Below are 25,945 nucleotides of genomic sequence, written 5' to 3' on the forward strand. Positions count from 1 at the left end.
AACCGCGCCCTTTTCAGGGCGCGGTCTCGTGAAACCGGTTCCGGTCCAGCGACTTACTGCAGCGGCAGCGGGCTGTCGGAAAGGCTGTTCATGTAGACGATCAGGTCGACGCGCTCGTCGGCCTTCTTGATGCCGGCAAAGCCCATCGAGGTGCCCGGGACATGCGCCTTCGGGTTCTCGAGGAAGGCATAGAGATGCTCGAAGGTCCAGGCCGGGTTGGCTTCGCCGAAGGCGACCATGGCGGTGGAATACGAGAAGCCGGCATGGGTGCCGGGCTTGCGGCCGAGCAGGCCCCACAGATCCGGACCAACCTTGTTCGGGCCACCCTTTTCAAAGCTGTGGCAGGCGGCGCACTTCTTGGCGGCCTTCTCGCCGTCTTCGACCGTGCCGGCCATCAGGCGCTCGGACAGGGGAGCAACGTCGGCAGCAGCTTCCTCGGCAGGCGCCGCGCTCTCGGCCGATGCGACGACGATTTCATAACCCGGCTTTTCCGGGGTCGTTGGCGTGAAGATGACATCCGAGACGATGCCCACACCCATCGTCAGCAGAAGCACCATCAAAACCGCACCGGCGGCTTTGTTCAGCTCAAAGGAATCCATTCGGTCAGGCTCCAGATTAACGCGCCCATGGCCCGCACCGTCGGCGCGAACCATAATCTGCCCTCATCAAAATTGGCTGGAACCTACAAATTTTTTGACGCCGCTGTCCATAGGTATAAAAGTCGCGGCACACTGAAATTCGGCTTCGCGCGATGCTTTTTGTCGCAGGGGGCCGATCGAGCGCACCGGAGCCGGTCGTGACATCCGCACTTGTCGTCATTCCTTCCCGCATGGCTGCCACCCGGCTGCCGCAAAAGCCCCTCGCCGACATTGCCGGCAAACCGATGATCGTGCGCGTGCTGGAGCAGGCGCTGGCTGCCGACATCGGGCCCGTGACGGTTGCCTGCGACGATTTGCGCATCCTGGAGGCCGTCCGCGATCACGGCGGCGCAGCGGTGATGACGCGGCCCGACCATGAGTCCGGCTCGGACCGCATCCATGAGGCGGCCGAGCTGATCGACCCGGACGGCCGTCATGACGTCATCCTGAACCTGCAGGGCGACGTGCCGCTGATCGCGCCGGAGGCAATCCGTGCAGCCTTTGCCCCGCTCGCCGATCCGGCGGTCGACATCGGCACGATCATGACGGAAATCCGCGACGAGGCGGACAAGGTTGATCCGAGCTTCGTCAAGGCGATTGCCTCGCCCCTGTCGGGCGCCCGCCACCGCGCGCTGTACTTTACCCGCGCCACCGCGCCGACCGGACCCGGTCCGCTGTACCAGCACATCGGCGTCTATGCCTACCGCCGCAAGGCGCTGTCGACCTTTGTCACCCTCGCCCCGTCGCCGCTCGAGAAGCGCGAGAAGCTCGAGCAGCTGCGGGCGCTGGAGGCCGGAATGCGCATCGACATCAGCCTGATCGACAGCGCCCCGATGGACGTCAACACGCCCCAGGATCTCGAACGGGTGCGCAAGGTCTTCGCGTCGCTTTGACCTCGCCGTAACCTTCCCGTGCCATTCCATACCGACCGAACCGCAAGAAAGCCTCGACGCTGATGTCTGACCGCAAGAAGATCGTGTTCCAGGGCGAGACCGGTGCGAATTCGCACATGGCCTGCCGCAGTGTTTATCCGGACTACCTCGCCGTGCCCTGCGCGACCTTCGAGGACTGCTTTGCCGCCATGGAATCCGGCGAGGCCGACTACGGCATGATCCCGGTCGAGAACTCGATCGCGGGGCGCGTGGCCGACATTCATCATCTCCTGCCGCGGGCGAACCTGCACATCATCGGCGAGTATTTCATGCCGATCCGGTTCCAGCTGATGGCCCCGAAGGGCGCGCGGATCGAAAACCTGAAAAGTGTCCAGAGCCACGTCATGGCCCTCGGCCAGTGCCGCAACATCATCCGCGATCTCGGCCTCAAGGCGATTGTCGGAGCCGACACGGCCGGGTCCGCGCGCCAGGTCGCCGAGGCCGGAGACCTGACGGCCGCCGCCCTCGCCCCGGAAATGGCTGCCGAGGTCTACGGGCTCGACATTCTCAAGCGCAACGTCGAGGACGCGGAACACAACACCACCCGCTTCCTGATCCTGTCGCGCGAGCCGGCCCGTGCCGCCAACAGCGGCCTGCCGGTGATCACCACCTTCATCTTCCGGGTCCGCAACGTGCCGGCCTCGCTCTACAAGGCTCTCGGCGGCTTTGCGACCAACGGCGTGAACATGACCAAGCTGGAATCCTACCAGCTCGAGGGACAGTTCTTCGCCTCCATGTTCTATGCCGACATCGAAGGCCATCCGGATGACCGGAATGTCGCGCTGGCACTCGAGGAGCTGGCCTTCTTCTGCGCCGAGCTGAAGGTCCTCGGCGTCTACCGCGCCAGCCCCTTCCGCGACAAGATCCGCGAGCCCGAGGCCAACCGCGCGCTGCGGCCCAATCCCGCTCCCTGAAACCCGGCCAGTCCAGACCGAGGGTCCCCATGACAGAACTGAAGTTTGATGCCCTGTGCATCGGCAACGCCATCTGCGACGTCTTCGCCCATGTCGACGACGACTTCCTTGTGGCCGAGAAGCTGGTCAAGGCGTCGATGCGCCTGATCGACACCGGCGAGGCGCTGCGTCTCTACGACAAGATGGGGCAGACGGTCCGCATCTCGGGCGGCAGCGCCGGCAACACCGCCGCTGGCATTGCCTCGCTCGGTGGCAAGCCGGCCTATCTCGGCAAGGTCGCCCGCGACGAGCTGGGCGACAGCTATGCTCATGACATGAAGGGCACCGGCGTCTACTTCAACACCGATCCGCTGGTCGGCGGCGCGCCGACGGCACGGTCCATGATCCTGATCACGCCGGATGGCGAGCGGACCATGAACACCTATCTCGGAGCCTGCGTCGAACTGAGCCCGAAGGACGTGGATCCGGACGTGGTGGCGGCATCGGCAATCACCTACATGGAGGGCTATCTCTGGGATCCGCCGGCCGCGAAGCTGGCCTTCCTGGAAGCCGCGCGGATCGCCCATGCGCATGGCCGGCAGGTTGCGCTGACCCTGTCGGATGCCTTCTGCGTCGACCGCTACCGTGACGAGTTCCAGGGCCTGCTGCGCGATGGCGTCGTCGATCTGATGTTTGCCAACGAACACGAGCTGAAGTCGCTCTATCAGACGTCGGACCTCGACACCGCCATTGCCGCGGCGCGGGAGACCTGCAAGCTCACGGCGCTGACGCTCGGCAGCAACGGCGCCATGGCGATCACCCGCGAGGAGACGGTGCACGCGCCGGCCTTGCCGGTGAGCGAGGTTGTCGACCTGACCGGGGCGGGCGACCTGTTCGCATCCGGCTTCCTCTTCGGCCTGGCGCGCGGCCGCGACCTGAAGAGCTCCACGGAGCTGGGCTGCCTCTGCGCCTCGACGGTCATCACCCATGTCGGCGCCCGCCCGGAACGGCCGCTGAAGGCCATTGTGGAACAGGCCGGCTTCGCGCTCTGAGACAGCTCGTCCGATCCTGCCGAGGGGCCGGCCCATTCCGATGCGGCCAGCCCCTCAGCGCGCCTCCTGCCGCGTGCCCCGCACGGGAAATCCACGGAACGGCTTCAGTTCCTTCAGGACCATCGTCGTCTGCATTTCCTTGATGCCCGGCAGGCGCCGGACGACCGACATGGCGAACTCGGCGTAATGGTCAAGATCCTGCGCGACCACCTGCAGCAGGAAATCCGCATCGCCGGCAATGCTGTAACAGGCAACCACCTCGTCCAGCGCCGCGACGGCGGCGGCGAAGTCTTCCGCCTCCCGTTCACTGTGCGTGTCGATCTTCACGCGGATGAAGACAAGCACACCCAGCCCAAGTTGCCGCCGGTCAAGCCTTGCGCCATAGCCCTGGATGACACCGGCGTCCTCAAGCTGGCGGACCCGGCGCCAGCACGGCGAGGTGGACAGGCCTGCGGCGTCGGCCAGCGCCTGATTGGTCAGGCGCCCGTCGTCCTGAAGGAGCGCCAGGATCCTGAGATCGATCGGCTCGAGCGGCGTTTGCGGCACAACCTTCCTCCTGGCCCGACTGTTTCGATCATTCCTACCAGAACTCGGCGTTGATGGGGACAAAAAGGCAGGTTTGACCGGGCGGCTGACGCTAGGATGGGACGTCATTTTCAGAAGGAGATCCCATGACGACCGATCTGCGGATTGCTGTCATCCTCAATCCTGCCCTGCCCGCCGGATTTGCTGCCAACACCGCCGCAACGATTGGCATCGGCCTTGCGGCCCTGCAGCCGGATCTGGCCGGGTCACGGCTGACGGACCGGGCCGGTCTTGCCATCCATGGCAGCTCGCGGTTGCCCGTGCCGGTCCTGGCGGCCGGACAGGAGGCGCTGCAGGCCCTGCTGGCGCGGGCGGCCGCAACATGCGGGGAGCAGGCCCCGGAGGGACGCGTCGTTGCCTTCCCGTCGTTTGCCCGTGCTCTGCACGACCATCTGGAGTATGAGGCCACGTTCGGGACCCACAGTCTCGCCGAGGAAGAGCTTGACGGCATCGGGCTGCTCGGGCCGGCGAAATGGGTCCGCTCGCTGACAGGCGCGCTGAAGCTGCTGCGCTGACGGTCGTCCCCCCTGTCCGCGCCCGCCCGGAACGGCCGCTGCAGTCCGGTGCAGCACATGCCGGCTTCGCGCCCTGAGACACACGGCCGCGCACCAGGTGCTCCGCCCGCGGACCATTCACGCTCTCACACATCAATCTGGCAAGAAGCGCTCTCATGGACAGGGATGACGGCGGAAGGAGCGTACCCGGAAACAAAAAAGGCGCCGCACGGGCGCCTTTTTAGCTGACGTTCTGAAGCCGGCTCAGTCGGCGAGATCCTCGACGCTGACGACCTGGCCGTCCTCGTTCAGGCGGTAGACGACCGGTGCACCGGTGCCCAGCTCGCGCTTGAGGATCTGTTCCGGCGTGAGGTTTTCCAGCTCCATGATCAGCGAGCGCAGCGAGTTGCCGTGGGCGGCAACAATGATGCGCTTGCCCTCCAGCACGCGCGGCAGGATCTCCGCCCGGTAGTAAGGCAGCACGCGCTCGGCGGTCATCTTCAGGCTCTCGCCGCCCGGAGGCGGAACGTCGAACGAGCGGCGCCAGATGTGGACCTGCTCCTCGCCGAACTTCTCGCGCGCCTCGTCCTTGTTCATGCCGGTGATGTCGCCGTAATCGCGCTCGTTCAGCGCCTGGTCACGCACCGTTTCCAGACCCTCCTGGCCAAGCTCGGCCAGGATGAGCTGGAGCGTGTGCTGGGCACGGGTCAGGGCCGACGTATAGGCCATGTCGAACTGCAGCTTCATGTCGCGCAGCTTGGCGCCGGCGGCACGGGCCTCGGCGACCCCCTGCTCGGTCAGGTCCGGGTCCTTCCAGCCGGTGAAGAGGTTCTTCAGGTTCCACTCGCTCTGGCCGTGACGGACGAGCACCAAGAGACGTTCCATATGCCGATCTCCTCGCAGGGCTTGGCTGGTTTCAGTCGTTGAGGCCGAGGACATCGGCCATGGAGTAAAGTCCGGGTTTCTTGTCGCGCGCCCAGAGGGCGGCCTTGACGGCGCCACGGGCGAAGATCTGGCGGTCTTCGGCCTTGTGGCTGAGCTCGACGCGCTCGCCGTCGCCGGCAAGGATCACCGTGTGATCGCCGACCACGGATCCGCCGCGCAGCGTGGCAAAGCCGATGTCGCCGGCCGGACGCGGACCGGTGTGGCCATCGCGGACCCGGACCGAATGCTCGGCAAGCGCGATGCCGCGGCCAGCGGCGGCAGCTTCTCCCAGCAGGAGTGCGGTCCCGGAGGGAGCGTCCACCTTGTGCCGGTGGTGCATCTCGACGATCTCGAGGTCGAAATCGGGACCGAGCGCGGCGGCGGCCTTGCGGACCAGCGCGGCAAGGAGGTTGACGCCGAGGCTCATGTTGCCCGACTTGACGAGACGCGCATGGCGGGCGGCCGCCTTCAGCGGCTCGAGTTCGCCATCGACCCAGCCCGTCGTGCCGATGATGTGGACGATGCGGGCCTGGGCCGCCAGCTCGGCAAACCAGAGGCTCGCCTTGGGAGTGGTGAAGTCGAGCACGCCCTCGCTGGCGGCAAAGGCGGTCAGCGGATCGTCGGTGATGCGCACGCCGAGCGGCCCGAGGCCGGCCAGCTCGCCGGCGTCGTGCCCCAGCGCAGCCGAGCCCTCGCGTTCGATTGCCGCGCTCAGGGTGACGCCGTCCATGGCCGTCACGGCCCGGACCAGGGCCTGCCCCATACGGCCGGCGGCGCCGACGACGACAAGACGCATATCAGTCATGGATCACCCCCCTTGATGTCACGCGGGATATATCAGGCGGCACGGCAGGGCGAAAGACCAACTCGATCCCTGATCGTCAGCTCGACCATAAAGAAAAGGCCGGGGCATCTGCCCCGGCCTGATCCTGTCGCGGTGAGGGGGAAGATTACTCTTCCTCACCCTTCTCGCGCTCGATTTCCTTGCCGGTGTCCTGATCGACGACCTTCATCGACAGGCGGACCTTGCCGCGCTCGTCGAAGCCCATCAGCTTCACCCAGACCTTGTCGCCTTCCTTGACCACGTCGGTCACCTTGGCAACCTTCTTGGGAGCGAGCTGGGAGATGTGGACCAGACCGTCCTTGGCACCGAAGAAGTTCACGAAGGCGCCGAACTCGACACACTTCACGACGGTACCCTCATAGATCATCCCGACTTCCGGCTCGGCGGCAATCGAGTTGATCCAGTTGATCGCGGCCTTGATGGCCTTGCCGTCGGCAGAGGCGACCTTGACGGTGCCATCGTCCTCGATGTTGATCTTGGCGCCGGTCTTTTCCACGATCTCGCGGATGACCTTGCCGCCCGAACCGATCACTTCACGGATCTTGTCGACCGGGATCTTCAGCACTTCGATGCGCGGAGCATGTTCGCCGAGCTCGGACCGGGCTTCGGTGATCGCCTTGGACATCTCGCCGAGGATGTGGATGCGGCCTTCGCGGGCCTGATCCAGGGCGACCTTCATGATCTCTTCGGTGATGCCGTCGATCTTGATGTCCATCTGCAGCGAGGTGATGCCCTCGGCCGTGCCGGCCACCTTGAAGTCCATGTCGCCGAGGTGATCCTCGTCGCCCAGGATGTCGGACAGGACGGCGAACTTGTCACCTTCCTTGATCAGACCCATGGCGATGCCCGCGACCGGCGACTTCAGCGGCACGCCCGCGTCCATCAGGGCCAGCGAGGTGCCGCAGACGGTTGCCATCGAGGACGAGCCGTTGGACTCGGTGATCTCGGAGACGACGCGCAGCGTGTAGGGGAACTCGTGCTTGGCCGGCAGCATCGGGTTGATGGCGCGCCAGGCGAGCTTGCCGTGACCGATCTCGCGACGGCCCGGGGAGCCCATGCGGCCGGTCTCGCCGACGGAGTAGGGCGGGAAGTTGTAGTGCAGCATGAAGTGCGCCTTGTAGGTGCCTTCCAGCGCATCCACGAACTGCTCGTCCTCGCCGGTGCCGAGCGTGGCAACGACCAGACCCTGGGTCTCGCCGCGGGTGAACAGGGCCGAGCCATGGGCGCGCGGCAGGATGCCGACTTCCGAGACGATCGGGCGGACGGTCGAGAGGTCACGGCCGTCGATGCGGGTGCCGGTCTCGATGATCGCGCCACGGACGATCTCGGCCTCGAGCTTCTTGAACAGCTCGCCTACCACGGTGCCGGCCGGAGCGGCGTCGCCGGCTGCGGTGATCACGGCCTCGACAACCTTGGCCTTGGCCGCGTCGACGGCGTTCTTGCGCTCGGTCTTCGAGGTGATCTTGTAGGCAGCCGTCAGATCGGCAGCCGCGACGTCCTTGATGCGGGCGTAGAGCGCGCTGTGGTCCGGCAGGTCGAGCTGGCGCGGCTCCTTGGCGGCGGTCTCGGCCAGCTTGATGATGGCGTCGATCACGGTCTGGAAGCCGCGATGACCGAACATCACGGCGCCGAGCATGATGTCTTCCGGCAGTTCCTTGGCTTCGGATTCCACCATCAGCACGGCGTCGGCGGTGCCGGCGACGACCAGGTCGAGCTTCGATTCGGCCATGTCGTCATGCAGCGGGTTCAGCACGTACTCGCCGTTGATGTAGCCGACGCGCGCGCCACCGACCGGGCCCATGAACGGAACGCCGGACAGGGTCAGCGCCGCGGACGAGGCAACGAGCGCCAGGATGTCCGGGGTGTTTTCCATGTCATGCGACAGGACCGTCACGATGACCTGGGTGTCATTCTTGTAGCCGTCGGCGAACAGCGGGCGGATCGGGCGGTCGATCAGGCGCGAGGTCAGGGTCTCGTGCTCGGACGGACGGCCTTCACGCTTGAAGTAGCCGCCCGGGATCTTGCCGGCCGCGAAGGCCTTTTCCTGGTAGTTGACGGTCAGCGGGAAGAAGTCCTGGCCCGGCTTCGGCTCCTTGGCCGAAACGACGGTGGCGAGCACCTTGGTCTCGCCGTAGGTCGCCATGACGGCGCCATCGGCCTGACGAGCCACCTTGCCGGTTTCCAGGACGAGCGGACGACCGGCCCACTCGACTTCGACGCGATGAATGTTGAACATGTACGTTCCTTGCAAGCTTCGTCCCCGCGCGGCGCGAAGTCCGGTGATCCGTTGGCTGGATCGTGACCCGGCACCCGGCGCGCGGGTGGTTTCGGTCGGCCCCCTCTGGGCCGGTTACCGTGGACGAGCCATGGGCAAGACGGCGGGACGCTGTGGCTCCGGCTGATCCGGATGGCGCGGCAGCGCCCTGCGATCCTGCCCCATGACTGTCATGAGACTTCCTATAGCAAACGCGGCGGGCAAATCCACCCACCGCGTTGCAATCCCGGTCCGATTAGCGGCGAATGCCGAGCCGCTCGATCAGTGCCTTGTAACGGGCACCGTCTTTGCGGTTCAGGTAGTCCAGCAGCGAACGACGGGTGGCGACGAGCTTCAGCAGACCGCGGCGGGAGTGGTTGTCCTTGCCATGGCCCTTGAAGTGTTCGGTCAGGTTGTTGATACGCTCGGTCAGGATGGCGACCTGGACTTCCGGGGAGCCGGTGTCGCCTTCAGCAACGGCGTATTCCTTGATGAGAGCGGCCTTGCGCTCGGCAGTGATCGACATCGTGATGTCCTTTCAGGTTGGGGATGCAGCCAGGCTGGATCCGGAAAAGGCGCAAGCGACAGGTCCGGATGCTGTCCGGACCGGCCGCACGGGGCGCCGGGAGGTCCGCATGCCGTTCAGCCAGGGCCGGGATGTCGTCCAGCAAAGGTCGGGCATGGGGGTCGGGGCCAGCAGGGCCCCGATGGCGGCGGAATATGGCGGAGACGGCCCGAAATTGCCAGTCAATTCTTGACCGGGCACCCGCCGCGCGCGCTAAAGGTGAAGAATTCGCGAGGGCTGGAAGCGGCCCCTGTCAACACTGCCGAGCGCAACCGGCGTTCCGGCGTGGCTGGCAAAGGCCAGTTCGCAGGCGAGCGGCGCCGACCGGCCGCGCAGCAGCACGGCCATGCCCTGGCGGATCCGCGCGGCGTCATCGCTGCTCACCAGCACCTCGGGGACATCGGCCAGCGCTTCCCGGACCGGCAGAAGGAAATCCATCAGCGGCTCGACATCCTCGCCGGCGGCGCGGGCAGCCTCCTCGAGTTCCTCCAGCGTCACCATGTCGGCCTCGCCGAAAGGACCGACCAGAAGGCGGCGCAGTTCGGTCACGTGGCCGCGGGTCCCGAGGCGGCGCCCCAGGTCGCGCGCCAGGGCGCGCACATAGGTGCCCTTGCCGCATTCGGCCTCGAAGACACTGCGGTCATCGCCCCGCATCTCGATCAGGCTCAGGCGATGCACGTCGATCGGCCGCGCCTCCAGCTCGACCGTCTCGCCATCGCGGGCCAGATCATAGGCACGCTCGCCGTCGACCTTGATGGCCGAGAACTTCGGCGGAACCTGCAGGATGGTGCCGGTGAACTCCGGCAGCACGGCGCCGATGGCCGCCGCATCCGGCCGGATGTCGGAGGTGGCGATCACCGTGCCTTCGGTGTCGTCTGTGTCGGTTTCCGCGCCCCAGGTCACCTCGAACCGGTAGACCTTGCGGCCGTTCATGACCATGGGCACCGTCTTGGTGGCCTCGCCAAAGGCAAGCGGCAGGCACCCCGAAGCCCGGGGATCCAGGGTGCCTGCGTGCCCCACCTTTTCAGGGTGCAGGATGCGCTTCACGCGCGTGAGCGCATCGTTGGAGGTCAGGCCATAGGGCTTGTCCAGCACCAGCCAGCCATCAATGGCGTTGCGCGGACGGCGCACCTTCTGCGGACGCGACATTGAGAACAATCCTTTACCCCGCCCCGGCGTCATCCCGGCCTGGCGCAGCGCGAGCCGGGACCGGTAAGCCAAGGTCGTTATTGATCAACATTTACAACAGCATCGCCCTCGCACTCCGGTCCCGGGGCTGCGCTCGCGCTTGCCCGGGATGCCGCGAGGAAGGGTCTCGCCAGCACTCTGCAGCATCCGCAGATGCTGGCGCTGGAAGGATCAGTCGTCGCGATCGTCCGTTTCGTCCTCGGCGATGGCGTCGAGGTCGCGCTTGACCTCCGGCTGCATCAGCAGCGTGCCGATGCGGTCGTCATCGTCGAAGCGCGTGTCCAGGATGAAGCGGAAGTCGGGCATGTACTTCATGGTGAGCTTGCGCGACACCTGACCCCGGAAGAACTTCGCGCTGCGGTTCAGCGCCTTCACCACCTTGTCGGCGTTGCGGCCGCCGAGCGGCATCACGAGGCAGGTCGCCAGACGCAGGTCGGGCGTCATGCGCACCTCCGGGATGGTGATGATCACCCCGTCCAGGTCCGGATCGGACAGCTGGCCACGGGTGAAGATGTCCGACAGCTCCTTGCGCACGAGCTCGCCCACGCGCAACTGCCGCTGCGAGGGCATGCCGGGGCCCTCTCCCATGCTTTTTGCCATGTTTCTTGTCCGTTCGGGCAACGGTTCCGGGATCGGCCGGCACGGTTGCGAAATGAAGGGGCCGGCGCGGGGTGGTCCCGGCGCCGGCGCCCTGTCTGATCCGTCGGGCCGTCCGGCCCGTCCGCAGCGTCAGAGGCTGCGCGCGATCTGCTCGACGCGGAAGCACTCGATCACGTCGCCAACCCGCATGTCCTGGTAGTTGACGAAGTTCATGCCGCATTCCTGGCCGGACTCGACCGACTTGACGTCGTCCTTGAAGCGCTTGAGCGTGCCCAGCTTGCCTTCGTGAACGACGACGTTGTCGCGGATGAGGCGCACTTCCGCACCACGTTCGACGACACCTTCGGTGACAAGGCAGCCCGCCACCTTGCCGACCTTCGTGATGTCGAAGATCTCGCGGATCTCGGCATACCCGATGAAGGTCTCGCGGCGCTCCGGAGCCAGCATGCCGGACATCGCCGCCTTCACGTCGTCCACGAGATCGTAGATGACGTTGTAGTAGCGGATCTCGATGCCCTCGCGGTCAGCCGCCTCACGGGCCTGCTTGTTGGCACGCACGTTGAAGGCGATGATCGAGGCATTCGACGCCGTGGCCAGCGTGATGTCGGACTCGGTGATGCCACCCACGCCCGAGAAGAGCACGCGCGCACCGACTTCCTCGTTGCCGACCTTGTCGAGCGCATGCGCGATGGCTTCCGCGGATCCCTGCACGTCGGCCTTGATGACCAGCGGGAATTCCTTGCGGCCACCGCTCTGCAGACGGCTCATCATCTGCTCGAGCGAGGCACGGGTGCCGGCCTTCACGACCGCGAGCTTCTCGCGCTTCTGGCGCTGGCGGTAGTCGGCGATCTCGCGGGCGCGGGACTCGTTCTCCACCACGGCAACCATGTCGCCGGCTTCCGGCGTGCCCTGGAAGCCCAGAACCTCGACCGGCTTGGACGGTCCGGCTTCCTTGACCTGGTTGCCATCCTCGTCCAGCAGCGCGCGCACCTTGCCCCACTCGCCACCGGCGACGAGGATGTCGCCGACGCGCAGCGTGCCCTTCTGCACCAGAACGGTGGCAACCGGGCCACGGCCCTTGTCGAGCTGGGCTTCGATGACGAGACCCTCGGCAGTCCGGTCCGGGTTGGCCCGCAGTTCGAGAACTTCGGCCTGCAGCAGGACCATCTCGAGCAGGCGGTCCAGGTTGGTGCCGACCTTCGCCGAAACCTCGACGTCGATCGTGTCACCGCCCATGGACTCCACGACGATCTCGTCGTGCAGCAGCTCGGTGCGGACGCGGTTCGGGTCGGCGGACGGCTTGTCGATCTTGTTGATCGCCACGATGATCGGAACGCCGGCAGCCTTGGCGTGCGAGATCGCTTCCTTGGTCTGCGGCATCACGCCGTCGTCGGCGGCCACCACCAGGATGACGATGTCGGTGGCCTTGGCACCGCGCGCACGCATCTGGGTGAAGGCGGCATGGCCCGGGGTGTCGATGAAGGTGATCTTCTGACCGTTCTTCTCGACCTGATAGGCGCCGATGTGCTGGGTGATGCCACCGGCTTCACCCGACACGACCTTCGAGTTGCGGATCGCGTCGAGCAGCGAGGTCTTGCCGTGGTCGACGTGGCCCATGATGGTCACGACCGGCGGACGGGAGACCAGCACCTCGTCGTCGTCCTGCGTCGAGAACAGACCTTCCTCGACATCGGCTTCCGAGACGCGCTTGACGGTGTGTCCGAGTTCCGACGCGATCAGCTCGGCCGTGTCGGCGTCGATCACGTCGTTGATCTTCAGCATCTGGCCCTGCTTCATCAGCAGCTTGATCACGTCCACGGAGCGCTCGGCCATGCGGTTGGCGAGTTCCTGGATGGTGATGGCCTCGGGCAGGATGACTTCACGCGAGATCTTCTCGCGCACGGTCTGCATCCCGCCGCGCTTTTCCTTCTCGCGGCGACGGCGCAGCGAGGCGAGCGAACGCGAGCGCTGCTCGTCCGAGCCACCGGTCGCGGCGGAGATGGTCAGCTTGGAGCGACGGCGGTCGTCGCCAGCGCCGCGCTTGGCAACCGGAGCGACCGGAGCCTTCGGGCGCTTGACCGAACGCAGGCCGCCCTTGCGGTCATCCTCGTCCTCGGTGGCGGCGACAACCGGAGCGCCGGCCGGACGCGGGCGATCGGCCTGCGGCTGGGTGGTTCCTTCGGGCTTGCGGGCCTGGCCCTGGCCGGCCGGAGCCGGACGGGCTGCGGCAGCCGGAGCAGCCGGACGCGGTGCCGGAGCGGCGGCCGCCGCCGGCTTCTCGGCCACGACCGGAGCCGGCAGGTCCGGCTCGGCAGCGCGACGCGCAGCCTCCTCGGCCTCGCGGATCTTGCGAGCCTCTTCCTCGGCCTTGGCGCGTGCTTCCTCTTCGGCCTTGCGCTGTGCTTCTTCGATGGCACGGCGGCGGGCGTCTTCCTCGGCGCGCTTGCGCTCCTCGACCTCACGCTCCTGGGCCTGCTTCAGCGCCGCCATGCGGGCTGCGGCCTCTTCCTGGGTCAGGGAGCGGAGCACGGTGCCGCCACCGCTGCGCTGCTGCGGACGCTGCGGCTGACCGCCCTGCTGGGGACGGCGCTGCTGCTGCGGCTGCTGCTGCTGGGTGTTCTGCGTCTGCGGCTGGGACTGCGGCGCGGCGGGAGCCGGCTCGCGCGGACGCTCGACCGGAGCCGGCGCGGCGGCTTCAGCCTCCGGGCGTCCTTCCTGGCCGGGGACCACCACGCGCCGCTTCTTCTTCTCCACGACGACAGCCTTAGACCGGCCATGGGAGAAGCTCTGCCGAACAGTGCCCTGCTCGACGCCACCCCGCTTGAGACCGAGGGTCTTCCGCTCGACGCTAATCGTCTTGTCGCCTGGATTCTTCGTATCGTTCATATTTGCCTTCAGTCCTGCCCTGCTGCGCTGTTCGCGCCGTCGCTGGATTTCGCGACGGAACTCGCCCGGAATGCCTCCAGATCGCGTATTCGCGCAAGGAAGCCTTCGCTCGCCCGGCCTGCGAGCAGCGCAGCATGTATCACATTAGTCCGACCCAATGCCAAATCCAATTGAGTCGAATCGAACAAACGGACGACCGGACCGCCGTTTGCGTCTTCAAACCGGCTCGCGGCAACACCCGCGAGCTTCCGTACTCCGTCTTCGGACGCATCCGAAGCATGTATCAGGCCGACGACCGGATCCCGTCTGAGGGCCGCCTCGACCTTGGCGAAGCCCGTCACCAGTTCACCCGCCTTGCGCGACAGCGACAGGGCCGACAGGGCCGCGCGGGTCAACAGGGCATCCACCCTGTCGGCCAGTCCCGGCTCCACCTTCGCCTCCGCCTTGAAGCCGCGCGGGAACACCTTGCGCTTCTCGGCCTGTTCGATGGCGCTGCGCTGCGCGGTCACCCACACGCCGCGACCGGGCAGATTGCGCCTCAGGTCGGGAACGACCTGGCCGTCCGGATCCATGACGAACCGCATCAGGTCGGACACGGGCTTCACCTCTCGGGTCAGCGCGCACTGCCGTTCCAGCGGCTCATTCTTCCTTGGCACTCCGGTCCAGCCTCCTGTTGAGCGGTCTCGAGATCCCGAGGGCGCCGATTACTCGGCGTCCTCTTCCTCGGTCTCGTCGGCGTCGTCGCCGGCCACGTCCTCGTCAGCCGCCAGTTCGTCGGCGCTGATCCAGCCGGCCGCAACGCGGGCCGCCATCACCATGGCCTCGGCTTCCGCGCGCGACACCTCGAAGGCGGACAGGGCGCCGGCATGACGCTTGGTCTCGCCGTCCTTGCGCTCGCTCCAGCCGACGAGATCGTCGGTTGCGCAGCCCGCGAGGTCTTCGATGGTCTTGATGCCGTCCTTGCCGAGGGCAACCAGCATGGCCGTGGTCAGGCCGTCGATCTGGCGCAGCTCGTCGTCGACGCCGAGGGCCCGACGCTCCTCGTCCAGCTTTGCTTCCTGCTCCGCGAGGAAGTCGCGGGCACGGGCCTGGATCTCCTCGGCGGTGTCGTCGTCGAAGCCCTCGATCATGGCGATCTCGTCGAGATCGACATAGGCCACTTCCTCGACCGAGGTAAAGCCCTCGGTGGCGAGAAGCTGGCCGACCATCTCGTCCACGTTCAGGGCTTCCATGAACAGGGTGGAGCGCTCCTGGAATTCCTTCTGGCGCCGCTCGCTCTCTTCCTGCTCGGTCATGATGTCGATCGCCCAGCCGGTGAGCTGCGAGGCGAGACGGACGTTCTGGCCGCGACGGCCGATGGCCAGCGACAGCTGCTCGTCCGGCACCACGACCTCGATGCGCTCCGCATCCTCGTCGAGCACGACCTTGGCCACTTCGGCCGGCTGCAGCGCGTTGACGATGAAGGTTGCCGCATCCGGGTTCCACGGAATGATGTCGATCTTCTCGCCCTGCAGCTCGCCGACAACGGCCTGGACGCGGGAGCCGCGCATGCCGACGCAGGCGCCGACGGGATCGATCGAGCTGTCCTTGGAAATCACCGCGATCTTGGCGCGCGAGCCCGGGTCGCGGGCCACGGCCTTGATCTCGATGACGCCGTCATAGATTTCCGGGACTTCCTGGGCGAAGAGCTTCGCCATGAACTGCGGATGGGTGCGCGACAGGAAGATCTGTGGGCCACGCTGTTCGCGGCGCACGTCATAGACATAGGCGCGGATACGGTCGCCGGTGCGGAACAGCTCGCGCGGGATCAGCTCGTCGCGGCGGACAATGCCTTCGCCACGGCCCAGATCCACGATCACGTTGCCGTATTCGGCGCGCTTGACCACGCCGTTGACGATCTCGCCGATGCGGTCCTTGAACTCGTCATACTGGCGGTCACGCTCGGCCTCGCGGACCTTCTGCACGATGACCTGCTTGGCCGACTGGGCCGCGATGCGACCGAAGTCGAGCGGCGGCAGCGGTTCGGCAATGTAGTCGCCGATGGTGGCTTCCGGATTGCGCTGCTTGGCATCGACAAGGGCGATCTCGGTGGAGATGTTCTCGACGCGGTCGACCACCTGGAGCAGGCGCTGCAGCCGGATTTCACCCGTCTTCGGGTTGATCTCGGCGCGCACTTCCGTCTCGCTGCCATAACGGGAGCGGGCCGCCTTCTGGATGGCGTCCTCCATCGCAGCGATCACGATGCCGCGATCGATGGTCTTCTCGCGAGCCACCGCATCGGCGATCTGCAGCAGTTCCAGCCGGTTCGCGCTGATTGCCATTCTCGTCACTCCTCTTGCGCGCCGTTTGCGCTGCGCATCCCATTCTGTCTGGTCTGTGGCCGCCCGGTCGGGTCGAAGACCCGGTCCATCGCGTCTCTGGCCGGGTCAGTTGGCCCGGTCCATTGGGTCTCTGGCCGGGTCAATTGGCCCGGCCGGGGCCCTCATCTTCCGCGTCGTCGTCGTCCTCGTCCGCGGCGTCATACTCGAATTCGATGTCGTCGTCTTCATCCGGCAGGTCGGACGTGTCGATGCCACGGGCCGACAGCGCCGCCTTCTCGGCCCGCAGGGCCGCGCGGATCAGGTCGTCCGTCAGGATCAGGCGGGCCTCGGCGATGTCGGTCAGCGGCAGCAGCACCGGGTTCACCGCCCCCTCCGGGGCGTCGATCAGGCGCAGGATGGCCTGGCCGGCCTCGACACCCGTGAGGATGCCGCGGAAGCGCTTGCGGCCATCCAGCGGAACGGTCATCTCGACCTTGGCCTCGTGGCCGGCCCAGCGGATGAAATCGCTCTCGCGCACCAGCGGACGGTCGATCCCCGGCGAGGAGATCTCCAGATGGTAGGCGCGGTTGATCGGGTCATCGACATCGAGGGCCGGCGACACCGCACGGCTGATTTCCTCGCAGTCGACGACGCTCATGGTGCCGTCCGGCCGTTCGGCCATGATCTGCAGCGTGCAGCCGTTGGCTGCGCTGATCTTGACGCGCACCAGCCGGTAGCCGAGATCGTTGATCACCGGTTCGACGATGGCCGCAACACGGGCGTCGAGGCCCTGTTCGGTCACGATGCGGGCTTCATTCAGGCTCACGCCAGTCTCCTGTGGCTGGAGCCTGTTCCACCGGACACGACGGTCCGGCCTTGGGGAACAGGCCCTAGATATGTTCCTGCGGTGTGCAGGGGCCAGGCCAGTCTGACCAGCGGTGCGGGTAAACAAAAAAGAGCGGGTCCTTCTCGGGCCCACCCTCAAACTGCCCTCATCGAGCCGCTGGAGAAGATGAATGGCGTCTATATACGCGGTTCCGGCGGAAATGCAAGGAATATCCCGCCGGCGGGCACCGCATCCGCTCCGGCTAGCGGCGACGGAATGTCAGGTATCGCGGCACGCGGCCCTCGCGCAGCGCCTTGGCCTCATAGCGCGTGCCTGGCCAGGTCGGCCAGGGCAGGCGCCAGTCGTCAGCCGTTTCTGCAGTCCAGTCAAAGGCCTCGTGATCCCGGATGTGCCGCAGCGCCCAGTCGACATAGGTGTCGATGTCGCTGGCAAACCGGAACTCCGTGCCCGGCTTCAGCGCCCGCGCATAGCGGTCCAGGTTCTGCGCATTGATGAAGCGCCGCTTCCAGTGCCGCTTCTTCGGCCAGGGATCCGGATAGAGCTGATAAGCGCGCGAGAGGCTCGCTTCCGGCAGCCAGTCGAGCAGCTTGATGGCATCATCATCATAGAGCCGCACGTTGCCAAGGCCGCGATCCACCACCTCGGTCAGGGCCTTGGCCATGGAGGTGACGAAGGGTTCAACCCCGATGAAGCCGACCTGCGGGTTCTCGACCGCGCGGTGGATCAGATGCTCACCGCCACCGAAGCCCACCTCGAGCCAGACTTCGCGGACAGGGGCTTCGAACAGGCCGGCCAGAGCGGCCGGCGCAGAGAGAGACAGGTCGAGGCGCAGCCGCGGCATGTCCGTGTCCATGAGGCCGCGCTGGCGCGGGGTCAGCGGCTTGCCCATGCGGCGGCCGTAGAAGGATCCATCGTAGAAGTCGGTCATGGCCGTGTGCTGCATCTCAAACGGCCGCGCCGACCACCTTTCAGCGGCCGGCGCGGGGATGTCATCAGGTCAGAAGGGATCAGGCGAGCGCGCTGCGCAGGGCGCTGACCAGATCGAGCTTTTCCCAGGTGAAGCCGCCATCGGCATCCGGCTCGCGGCCGAAGTGGCCGTAGGCGGAGGTGCGCTCGTAGATCGGGGCGTTGAGCTTCAGGTGCTCGCGGATCCCGCGCGGGGTCAGGCGCATGACGTCGCGCAGGCTCTTCTCGAGCTTGGCTTCGTCACACTGGCCGGTGCCGTGCAGGTCGACATAGACCGACAGGGGCTCGGCAACACCGATGGCGTAGGACAGCTGGATGGTGCAGCGGTCGGCCAGCTCGGCCGCAACCACGTTCTTGGCGAGGTAGCGGGCGGCATAGGCGGCCGAGCGGTCCACCTTGGTCGGGTCCTTGCCGGAGAAGGCGCCGCCGCCATGCGGGGCCGCGCCGCCGTAGGTGTCGACGATGATCTTGCGGCCGGTCAGGCCGCAGTCGCCATCCGGGCCGCCGATGACGAAGGCACCGGTCGGGTTGACGTGCCAGACGGTCGAGGCGTCGATCCAGCCGTCCGGAAGGGCGGAACGGATGTAGGGCTCGACGATCTTGCGCACGTCGGCGGAGGACAGGGTGGCGTCCAGATGCTGGGTCGAGAGGACGATCGAGGTCACGCCGACCGGCTTGCCGTTGACGTAGCGAACGGTCACCTGGCTCTTGGCATCCGGGCCGAGCACCGGTTCGCGGCCCGACTTGCGGGCATCGGCGAGGAGGCGCAGGATCTTGTGGGCATAGAAGATCGGAGCCGGCATGAAGTCCGGGGTCTCGCGGCAGGCATAGCCGAACATGATGCCCTGGTCGCCAGCGCCCTCGTCCTTGTTGCCCGAGGCATCCACGCCCTGGGCGATGTGCGCCGACTGGCCATGCAGGTGCACGGCGATGTCGCAGGTCTCCCAGTGGAAGCCTTCCTGGGTGTAGCCGATGTCCTTCACGGCCAGACGCGCCAGATGGGCGATGTAATCCTTGGTGATGGTCGCCGGGCCGCGGGTCTCGCCGGCGATGACGATGCGGTTGGTGGTCGCCAGCGTCTCGCAGGCAACACGCGCTTCCGGCATTTCGCGCAGGTAAGCGTCAACGACGGCATCGGAAATTCGGTCGCACACCTTGTCCGGGTGCCCCTCCGAAACGGACTCGGAGGTGAAGAGATAGTCCTGACGGGCCATGGCCTGACGTCCTTCTGGGAAAGTTGGGCAGGAGCCGGCGGAGAACCCACCGCTCCAGTGCGCCATGAACCAGATTGGAGAGGCCGGCGTCAAGCACTGCGCGCAGCAAGCCTCACCCGATGGTTACGGGCCCGCGCAGTGCGTTCCGGGTTCAGGCGTCGTCGCCGGCAAGCGCGCGGACCAGATCGACGATCCGGCGGCGGACCTTCGGGTCCTCGATGCGCACGAAAGCCTTGTTGAGCGACAGTCCCTCGGAGGAGGACAGGAAGTCGACGACATAGGACGTCGGCTGCGATTCGCCGAAGCCCTCGAAGTCGTCCGGCGAGCCCGGGGCATCCTCGAAGAAGAAGGCAACCGGCACCTTGAGCACGCTCGAGATGTGCTGCAGGCGCGAGGCGCCGATGCGGTTGGTGCCCTTTTCGTACTTCTGGATCTGCTGGAACGTGATGCCGAGGCTCTCGCCAAGCTTTTCCTGGCTCATGCCGAGCATCATGCGGCGGAGCCGGACGCGGCTGCCGACATGCACATCAATCGGGTTGGGTGCTTTCTTGCTGGGCATCGCCCTCGTCTTTCACTGTTCCTGCGGAAGTCCGCCCTGGTTTAAACGCGAAGCCAGACCGCACCGGTAACCTTGCCTGACGCTTGCCAAGCGAAAGTCATCCCGGGTCCTCTCGGCTCTGGTCCGTCCCACTGCCACCTGTTGGTGCAGCGGTTGTACTACACTATGCGCGCGGACTCGCGTGTTCAACATCAATTATGACGCGAGGAGAGGTTGAAGCGTCCTAAAGTAAATATTGCAGTAAAAATGAGCAAAATTGCGAGGTAGGACAAGTCCCCATACCGGGCGTAGACCGTCGGCTCCAGCGCGGCCGGAAGGGCCGTCTCGATGGCCCCGGTCACGAACGGCGCAAGGATCTCGACCGGACGCCCATAGGCATCCACCACGGCAGAAATCCCGGTGTTGGCCGAGCGGACCAGCGGAAGTCCCTGTTCGATCGCGCGAAACCTTGCCTGGGCGAAATGCTGGTAGGGGCCGGCGGTATCGCCAAACCAGGCATCATTTGTCAGATTTACCAACCACTTGGGCCGTGAGCCAACTTCGCCCGGCACTTGCGGGAAAATGACCTCGTAGCAGATCAGCGGCAAGAAGGCGGGCAGCCCACCGGACCCGAGCACGGTATGCGCGTATCCGGCCCGGAAGGGGTTCGGCGCATTGACCAGAGCCCGCAGACCCAGCGTTTCCAGCACATCGGCAAGCGGCAGGTATTCGCCGAAGGGAACGAGGCGGACCTTGTCATAGGCATCGACGATCGTGCCCCCATCGGAAATGACGTAGATGCTGTTATAATAATTTACACCATCCGGGTTTCTCTCAGCCCGGATTGCTCCCGTGATCAGGATCTCGTCCTTCTCCAGCAGACCGTCTATTTCGGCGATTGCTTCCGGTTCTTGCGTCAGCAGGAAAGGAAAGGCAGATTCTGGCCAAACATACACACGCCGGGTTGCCGGAAGATCAGCATCACCACGTGCGGATGAACTCAACCCAAGGTAGCTCCGGAAGATCGGGAGACGGTTTTCAGGCTTCCATTTCTCGCTTTGCGCGATAGACGGTTGTATGACGCGAACGGAGATTGTCGGGTCAACGAGACCCTCTGTGCCATTTAGTCGCACCTGCCCCCAGACAAAGGCAGTCCCGACACCGCAGAGCGCCAGCGCCAGACCGGCGACACCGGACCGCCGCCCGTCGACCAGCAGGCCGGGCGCGGCTGCAAGGACCAGCAGCAGCGCGCCGGTCCCGTAGACGCCGAACAGGCTGCCGAGCTGGGCAAGCGGCAGGATCTCTGCCGTCGCATAGCCGAAGGCATTCCACGGGAACCCGGTCAGAACATGGCCGCGCAGCCAGTCCGACAGCGACAGCATGCCGGCGAGGACCGCGATCCGCGTCCAGCGCTCCGGCCAGAAGCGGGTTGCAAGGGCGAGCGCAAGACCGTGGAACAGCGCCAGGCCAGCCGGCAGCAGCGTGACCGCGAAGGGAATCATCCAGGCGAACCGGTCGGCCTCGACGAGAAAGGCAAGGCCGATCCACCAGAGCCCGGCCAGGAAATAGCCGAAGCCGAACCACCAGCCGATCGCGAAGCCCGCGCGCAGCCGCCGGCCGCCCGAGAGCCGTCCGCTGGCCCCGGCCGCGCCGTCCAGCAGCCAGACGAGCACGGGCAGGCTGACGAACAGCGCTGCGAGATGTCCGTAGGGTGGAAGGGCCAGCACGGCGAAGGCGCCCGCGGCAAAGGCCAGCGCCCAGCGTTTCGGCCCCTGCGCAAGGAGGAAGGCCCCCGGCAGGCTGTGGAGGCGGGCAAGCAGCGCTGTCATGGCGAATCGGTCCGGTTGCGAGGCTGCGGCTACAGTTGCGACGCAGCAGCCAGCCGGTCAAGCCGCCCGGGCCCCTGGCCCGCCGACCGCCGGATCACCCGGCGGTCGGTGTCGTCTCCTCGGCCACGTCGTCGGCCGGTTTCTCGCCACGCTTCTGGCGGCGGCGCGGATCCACGGCCAGCTTGTCGGTCCGGCGGCGGCGCACGCGCAGGCGCTTGATCCGGCGCGGATCGGCATCGAGGATCTCGAACTCGAAGCCGGGGAATTCCCGGGGCGCGATCAGCTCGCCGCGCACCGGAACCCGTCCGACGATGGTGAACAGCAGCCCGCCGAGCGTGTCGACCTCTTCCGCGACCTCGCCGACATTGAAGTCGGTCCCGATCTGCTCGGACAGGTCCTCCAGCGGAATGCGCGGATCGGCGATCCAGATCCCGTCGCCGGCCGACAGGAGCATGGATTCCTGGTCCTCGTCATGCTCGTCCTCGATGTCGCCGACCACGGTCTCGACAATGTCCTCGAGCGAGACAAGGCCGTCCGTGCCGCCATACTCGTCGATGACGAGGGCCATCTGCACGCGGCTGGCCTGCATCTTGGCCATCAGATCGGTTGCCGGCATCGACGGCGGAACGAACAGGAGCGAACGCAGCAGACCGGTTTCGGCCAGGGACGTGGACAGGTCCACCTTCGCCAGATCGATGCCGAGGCTGCCCGAACCGCCTGCGCTGCCGGCATCCCCGGCGCGGGCCGGACCGGTCACGCCGGTCACATAGGCCATCAGGTCCTTGATGTGGATCATGCCGCGCGGATCGTCGAGCGTCTCGTGATAGACCGGCAGGCGCGAGTGACCGTTGGTCCGGAACACCTCCAGCAGCCGCCCGAGGCTGATGCCGTCATCGACGGCGACGATGTCGGCGCGCGGGACCATGACGTCATCGACGCGCAGGCCGCGCAGGCGCAGGATGTTTCCGAGAAGCATCCGCTCTTCCGGAGAGAAGGCAGCATCGGAGCCGGTATCGCGCGCAAGCTCGTCCTCGAGGTTTTCGCGCAAGGTGGCCCCGGATCCCCGGCGCAGACGCAGGAAATGCCCGATCATCCGGGCAAATGGCCCCGATTTTCGGGGCTCGGGAGATCGCGGATCGGCGCTGTCCCGCGTGTCGGCCGTCGCCGTCACGGAATTGGGCTGCGCCTCGATACTTCGGCTTTCAGAGACGTTCATTTGTCCAGTCTGTCAATGCGCCGGTGCCGCGCCGGTGGCCGGATCATCGGCCACGAGCGGGGCATCGGCATAGGGATCGGCAATGCCGAGATCCGCCAGGATCTGCCGTTCGAGATCTTCCATCACTTCGGCTTCGGCGTCCATCTGGTGATCATACCCGAAAAGGTGAAGGAGTCCGTGAACAACAAGGTGAGAAAAATGATGGTCGAAGGAAACATCCTGCTCGACCGCCTCGCGGGCAACCGTCTCCCAGGCAAAGATGATGTCGCCGAGCAGCGGTCCGAACACGCCGTTCATCGGCTCTCCACCGGGGAAGGACAGGACGTTGGTCGGCTTGTCCTTGCCGCGCCACTCGGCATTGAGCTCCTGGATGCGCGCATCATCGACGAAGACCAGCGACAGCTCGGACTCCGGCAGCGCCTTGAGCGGGGCCCGGGCAAAGGCGGCCGCCACGGCCGCCTCGCTCAGGGCAAAAAGCCGATCCTCGTCCGGCCAGTCACCGCTCTCGATGGCAATCTCGATCACGATGTCCTCGGCGGTTGCCAGCTCGGGTCCGGCCGTCATGACCGCTCTCCCCGGGCCTCGATGCGGCGCTCACGGTCCTGCAGCATCTCGCGGCTGGCGTCGTCATAGGCCTTGACGATCCGCGCGACGAGTTCGTGACGCACCACGTCGACCTCGGTGAACTGGACGTGGGCGACGCCCTCGATGTCCGGCAGCAGCTCGAGAGCCTCGCGCAGGCCCGACTTCTGGCCGGGCGGAAGGTCGACCTGGGTGGGGTCGCCGGTGACGATCATCTTGGAATTCTCGCCCAGGCGGGTGAGGAACATCTTCATCTGCATCGTCGTGGTGTTCTGGGCCTCGTCCAGGAGCACCACGGCGTTCGACAGGGTGCGGCCACGCATGAAGGCGAGCGGCGCCACCTCGATCATGCCCGACTGCAGGCCGCGATCGACCTTCTCCGGAGGCATCATCTCGTAGAGCGCGTCATAGAGCGGCCGCAGGTAGGGATCCACCTTGTCCTTCATGTCGCCCGGAAGGAAGCCGAGCCGCTCGCCCGCCTCGACAGCCGGACGGGACAGGATCAGACGGGCCACGTCGCCGCGCTCGATCAGGGCCGCCGCATAGGCGACCGCGAGGAAGGTCTTGCCGGTGCCGGCCGGGCCGGTGCCGAAGATCAGGTCGGCCCGGTCCATGGAACGGATGTAGGCGTCCTGGGCCGCGGTGCGCGCGACCACGGTCTTGCGGCGGGTAGAGACCTGCGCGAAGGCCAGCCGGGACTTCGGCTCCAGGGTGGGCAACGGCAGCTGGGCGTCGGCGGCAACGGCCATGCGCACCGCCCCGTCCACGTCCGCCGGGTGGATCTCGTGGCCCTGCTGCAGGCGGTGATAGAGCGCTTCCAGCGCAAGACGGGCCTGTTCGCACTGGCTGTGCTTGCCCTTCAGCGTCACCTGGTTGCCGCGCGCCACGGCATCGACCCCGAGACGCTGCTCGATCAGGGCGAGGTTCTGGTCGAACTGCCCGAACAGGTCGCCGATCAACCTGTTGTCATCGAATGCAAGAACGATGTGGGTCATGTCGGAGGCGGGGACGGCGCCCCGGTCTGCCGGGACCTTGCGAGCCGACGGCTGGCTGTCTCGCGTCAAATGGCGTCCTCCTTGCTGACAGCCCCGGATGCGGCTGCCCGGTCATTGTGCCCCGCAACGAGGCGTCCGAACAGCGAATTGGAACCGAGCCCGACTATTTCCACGGTTTGGATGCTGCCGATCATGTCCTGCGGCGCTTCCACCTGGACGGGCTGCAACCAGGGCGACTTGCCGGTGATCTGGCCGGGCATGCGGCCGATCTTCTCGAACAGAACCTCCATGCGCATGCCGATGCGGGAGCGGTTGAAGGCCTGCTGCTGCTCGGTCAGCAGGGCCTGCAGCTCGATCAGCCGGGCAGTCTTCACCTCTTCCGGCACCTGGTCGGCCATGGTCGCGCCCGGCGTCCCCGGCCGCTGGCTGTACTTGAAGGAGAAGCAGGCGGCGTATTCGACGCGGCGGACCAGATCGAGCGTATCGGCGAAATCCGCATCCGTCTCGCCCGGGAAGCCGACGATGAAATCGCCCGAAAGCGCCAGGCCGGGCGCGGCCTCGCGGATGCGCTCGATCAGGCGGAAGTAGTCGTCGCGGGTGTGCTTGCGGTTCATGGCCGCTAGGATCCGGTCAGACCCCGACTGCACCGGCAGATGCAGGTAGGGCATCAGCTCGCGCAGGTCGGCGTGGGCGGCGATCAGGTCATCGTCCATGTCGCGCGGATGGCTGGTCGTGTACCGCAGGCGATCCAGGCCGGGGATTTCGGCGAGGCGGCGCAGAAGGCGCCCCAGCCCCCAGGGGCGGCCGTCGGCGCCCTCGCCATGCCAGGCGTTGACGTTCTGGCCGAGCAGGGTGATCTCCCGCACGCCGCCTGCGGCAAGCTGTTCGGCCTCTCTCAGGATCTGGGCCAGCGGCCGCGACACCTCCGCCCCGCGGGTGTAGGGAACGACACAGAAGGTGCAGAACTTGTCGCACCCTTCCTGCACCGTCAGGAAGGCCGACGGCGCGCGGCGGACGGTTGGCCGTTCGGCCTGCCGCGACAGCGCATCGAACTTCTCGTCGATCTCGAACTCGGTCTCGACGACGCTCTCCCCGCGGGCGGCACGGGCAATCAGATCCGGCAGCCGGTGATAGCTCTGCGGCCCGAAGACCATGTCGACGACCGGGGCGCGCCGCGCGATTTCCCGGCCCTCGGCCTGCGCCACGCAACCGGCGACGCCCACCATCAGCGGCTTGCCCTCCGGACCGCGCTCGTCCTTGAGCTTGCGGATGCGGCCCAGCTCCGAATAGACCTTCTCGGCCGCCTTCTCGCGGATGTGGCAGGTGTTCAGGATGACAAGATCGGCGTCGTCCATCGTGTCGGTCGTGCGGTAGCCCTGCGGCCCGAGGACTTCGGCCATCCGGTCACTGTCATAGACATTCATCTGGCACCCGTAGGTGCGCACGAACACGCGTTTCGATGCGGCGTCGGACGGATCGACGTCTGCGCGGCGGCTGACAACCGCGTCGTCGGAGCCCTCGCCGGCGGCGGGGGAAGAAGAAAAACTGCTATGCGCCGGATGCGTCTGGTCAGTCATTGGGTCCTCACGGCACCGGGATCGGC

General features: G+C 66.4%; 24 protein-coding genes. 4 read left to right on the top strand and 20 right to left on the bottom strand.

Annotated features, from left to right (window positions below; all coding sequences use genetic code 11):
• Window positions 1-53: 53 nt before the first annotated feature.
• The gene (locus tag GWI72_RS17105) at window positions 54-599 is read right to left on the bottom strand and encodes a c-type cytochrome (RefSeq protein ID WP_161677750.1); all 546 of its coding nucleotides are present in this window, start codon (window positions 597-599) and stop codon (window positions 54-56) included.
• A gap of 197 nt (window positions 600-796) precedes the next feature.
• Here GWI72_RS17105 and GWI72_RS17110 point away from each other — a divergent pair, with 197 nt between their 5' ends.
• The 3 genes from GWI72_RS17110 to GWI72_RS17120 all read left to right on the top strand — a co-directional run bounded on the left by GWI72_RS17110 (window position 797) and on the right by GWI72_RS17120 (window position 3,515).
• A complete protein-coding gene (locus tag GWI72_RS17110) occupies window positions 797-1,531 on the top strand; it encodes a 3-deoxy-manno-octulosonate cytidylyltransferase (protein ID WP_348272710.1) in 735 nt (244 codons plus the stop codon).
• A 62-nt stretch (window positions 1,532-1,593) separates the two neighbouring features.
• Window positions 1,594-2,484, top strand: coding sequence for a prephenate dehydratase (locus GWI72_RS17115; protein WP_161677748.1), 891 nt, complete (start codon window positions 1,594-1,596; stop codon window positions 2,482-2,484).
• A 29-nt stretch (window positions 2,485-2,513) separates the two neighbouring features.
• A complete protein-coding gene (locus tag GWI72_RS17120) occupies window positions 2,514-3,515 on the top strand; it encodes an adenosine kinase (protein ID WP_161677747.1) in 1,002 nt (333 codons plus the stop codon).
• 54 nt (window positions 3,516-3,569) lie between these two features.
• On the opposite strand, the gene GWI72_RS17125 is transcribed toward GWI72_RS17120, so the two are convergent.
• Complete coding sequence (locus GWI72_RS17125; protein WP_348272711.1) at window positions 3,570-4,061, bottom strand: Lrp/AsnC family transcriptional regulator; 492 nt, start codon at window positions 4,059-4,061, stop codon at window positions 3,570-3,572.
• A gap of 125 nt (window positions 4,062-4,186) precedes the next feature.
• Between GWI72_RS17125 and GWI72_RS17130 the strand changes: the two genes are divergently transcribed.
• A complete protein-coding gene (locus tag GWI72_RS17130) occupies window positions 4,187-4,615 on the top strand; it encodes a DUF2000 domain-containing protein (protein WP_161709463.1) in 429 nt (142 codons plus the stop codon).
• Between the two features lie 243 nt (window positions 4,616-4,858).
• Here the strand turns inward: GWI72_RS17130 and GWI72_RS17135 are convergent, their stop codons facing one another.
• From GWI72_RS17135 to miaB, 18 genes are all read right to left on the bottom strand, one after another.
• Window positions 4,859-5,479: a 2,3-bisphosphoglycerate-dependent phosphoglycerate mutase gene (locus GWI72_RS17135; RefSeq protein ID WP_161677744.1), complete on the bottom strand. Its 621-nt coding sequence runs from the start codon at window positions 5,477-5,479 to the stop codon at window positions 4,859-4,861.
• A gap of 31 nt (window positions 5,480-5,510) precedes the next feature.
• Entirely contained in the window at window positions 5,511-6,323 is an 813-nt protein-coding gene (gene dapB, locus GWI72_RS17140; RefSeq protein ID WP_161709464.1) for a 4-hydroxy-tetrahydrodipicolinate reductase, read from the bottom strand.
• A 145-nt stretch (window positions 6,324-6,468) separates the two neighbouring features.
• Window positions 6,469-8,598, bottom strand: coding sequence for a polyribonucleotide nucleotidyltransferase (gene pnp / locus GWI72_RS17145; protein WP_161709465.1), 2,130 nt, complete (start codon window positions 8,596-8,598; stop codon window positions 6,469-6,471).
• 274 nt (window positions 8,599-8,872) lie between these two features.
• Window positions 8,873-9,142, bottom strand: coding sequence for a 30S ribosomal protein S15 (rpsO, locus tag GWI72_RS17150; RefSeq protein ID WP_161677741.1), 270 nt, complete (start codon window positions 9,140-9,142; stop codon window positions 8,873-8,875).
• Between the two features lie 252 nt (window positions 9,143-9,394).
• Window positions 9,395-10,330, bottom strand: a complete 936-nt coding sequence (gene truB / locus GWI72_RS17155; RefSeq protein WP_161709466.1) for a tRNA pseudouridine(55) synthase TruB — start codon at window positions 10,328-10,330, stop codon at window positions 9,395-9,397.
• Between the two features lie 210 nt (window positions 10,331-10,540).
• Window positions 10,541-10,969, bottom strand: a complete 429-nt coding sequence (gene rbfA, locus GWI72_RS17160; protein WP_161677739.1) for a 30S ribosome-binding factor RbfA — start codon at window positions 10,967-10,969, stop codon at window positions 10,541-10,543.
• A 129-nt stretch (window positions 10,970-11,098) separates the two neighbouring features.
• Window positions 11,099-13,855 (bottom strand): translation initiation factor IF-2, encoded by a 2,757-nt coding sequence (gene infB / locus GWI72_RS17165; RefSeq protein WP_161677738.1) that lies wholly within the window; start codon window positions 13,853-13,855, stop codon window positions 11,099-11,101.
• Window positions 13,856-13,863: 8 nt separating this feature from the next.
• On the bottom strand, window positions 13,864-14,511 hold the full coding sequence (locus GWI72_RS17170; RefSeq protein WP_161677737.1) for an RNA-binding protein: 648 nt from the start codon (window positions 14,509-14,511) through the stop codon (window positions 13,864-13,866).
• A gap of 48 nt (window positions 14,512-14,559) precedes the next feature.
• Window positions 14,560-16,176, bottom strand: a complete 1,617-nt coding sequence (gene nusA / locus GWI72_RS17175) for a transcription termination factor NusA (protein WP_161677736.1) — start codon at window positions 16,174-16,176, stop codon at window positions 14,560-14,562.
• A 139-nt stretch (window positions 16,177-16,315) separates the two neighbouring features.
• A complete protein-coding gene (rimP, locus tag GWI72_RS17180) occupies window positions 16,316-16,981 on the bottom strand; it encodes a ribosome maturation factor RimP (protein WP_161677735.1) in 666 nt (221 codons plus the stop codon).
• 262 nt (window positions 16,982-17,243) lie between these two features.
• Window positions 17,244-17,930: a tRNA (guanine(46)-N(7))-methyltransferase TrmB gene (gene trmB / locus GWI72_RS17185; RefSeq protein ID WP_161709467.1), complete on the bottom strand. Its 687-nt coding sequence runs from the start codon at window positions 17,928-17,930 to the stop codon at window positions 17,244-17,246.
• 79 nt (window positions 17,931-18,009) lie between these two features.
• Window positions 18,010-19,182, bottom strand: coding sequence for a methionine adenosyltransferase (gene metK, locus GWI72_RS17190; RefSeq protein ID WP_161709468.1), 1,173 nt, complete (start codon window positions 19,180-19,182; stop codon window positions 18,010-18,012).
• Window positions 19,183-19,333: 151 nt separating this feature from the next.
• Window positions 19,334-19,741, bottom strand: a complete 408-nt coding sequence (locus tag GWI72_RS17195) for a helix-turn-helix domain-containing protein (protein WP_161677732.1) — start codon at window positions 19,739-19,741, stop codon at window positions 19,334-19,336.
• A 191-nt stretch (window positions 19,742-19,932) separates the two neighbouring features.
• A complete protein-coding gene (lnt, locus tag GWI72_RS17200) occupies window positions 19,933-21,549 on the bottom strand; it encodes an apolipoprotein N-acyltransferase (RefSeq protein ID WP_161677731.1) in 1,617 nt (538 codons plus the stop codon).
• A 94-nt stretch (window positions 21,550-21,643) separates the two neighbouring features.
• Window positions 21,644-22,765: a hemolysin family protein gene (locus GWI72_RS17205; RefSeq protein ID WP_161709469.1), complete on the bottom strand. Its 1,122-nt coding sequence runs from the start codon at window positions 22,763-22,765 to the stop codon at window positions 21,644-21,646.
• 12 nt (window positions 22,766-22,777) lie between these two features.
• A complete protein-coding gene (gene ybeY, locus GWI72_RS17210; protein ID WP_161677729.1) occupies window positions 22,778-23,329 on the bottom strand; it encodes an rRNA maturation RNase YbeY in 552 nt (183 codons plus the stop codon).
• Window positions 23,326-24,342 carry a PhoH family protein gene (locus GWI72_RS17215; protein ID WP_161677784.1) on the bottom strand — a complete coding sequence of 339 codons (1,017 nt, stop codon included), beginning with the start codon at window positions 24,340-24,342 and terminating at the stop codon, window positions 23,326-23,328. Before GWI72_RS17215 ends, ybeY begins: the two co-directional genes overlap by 4 nt.
• 65 nt (window positions 24,343-24,407) lie before the next feature.
• Complete coding sequence (gene miaB, locus GWI72_RS17220) at window positions 24,408-25,919, bottom strand: tRNA (N6-isopentenyl adenosine(37)-C2)-methylthiotransferase MiaB (RefSeq protein WP_161709470.1); 1,512 nt, start codon at window positions 25,917-25,919, stop codon at window positions 24,408-24,410.
• Between the last annotated feature and the right edge of the window lie 26 nt (window positions 25,920-25,945).

Origin of the sequence: Pannonibacter sp. XCT-53, assembly GCF_009915765.1 — a bacterium.
In the GTDB taxonomy this organism is placed as follows: Bacteria; Pseudomonadota; Alphaproteobacteria; order Rhizobiales; family Stappiaceae; genus Pannonibacter; species Pannonibacter tanglangensis.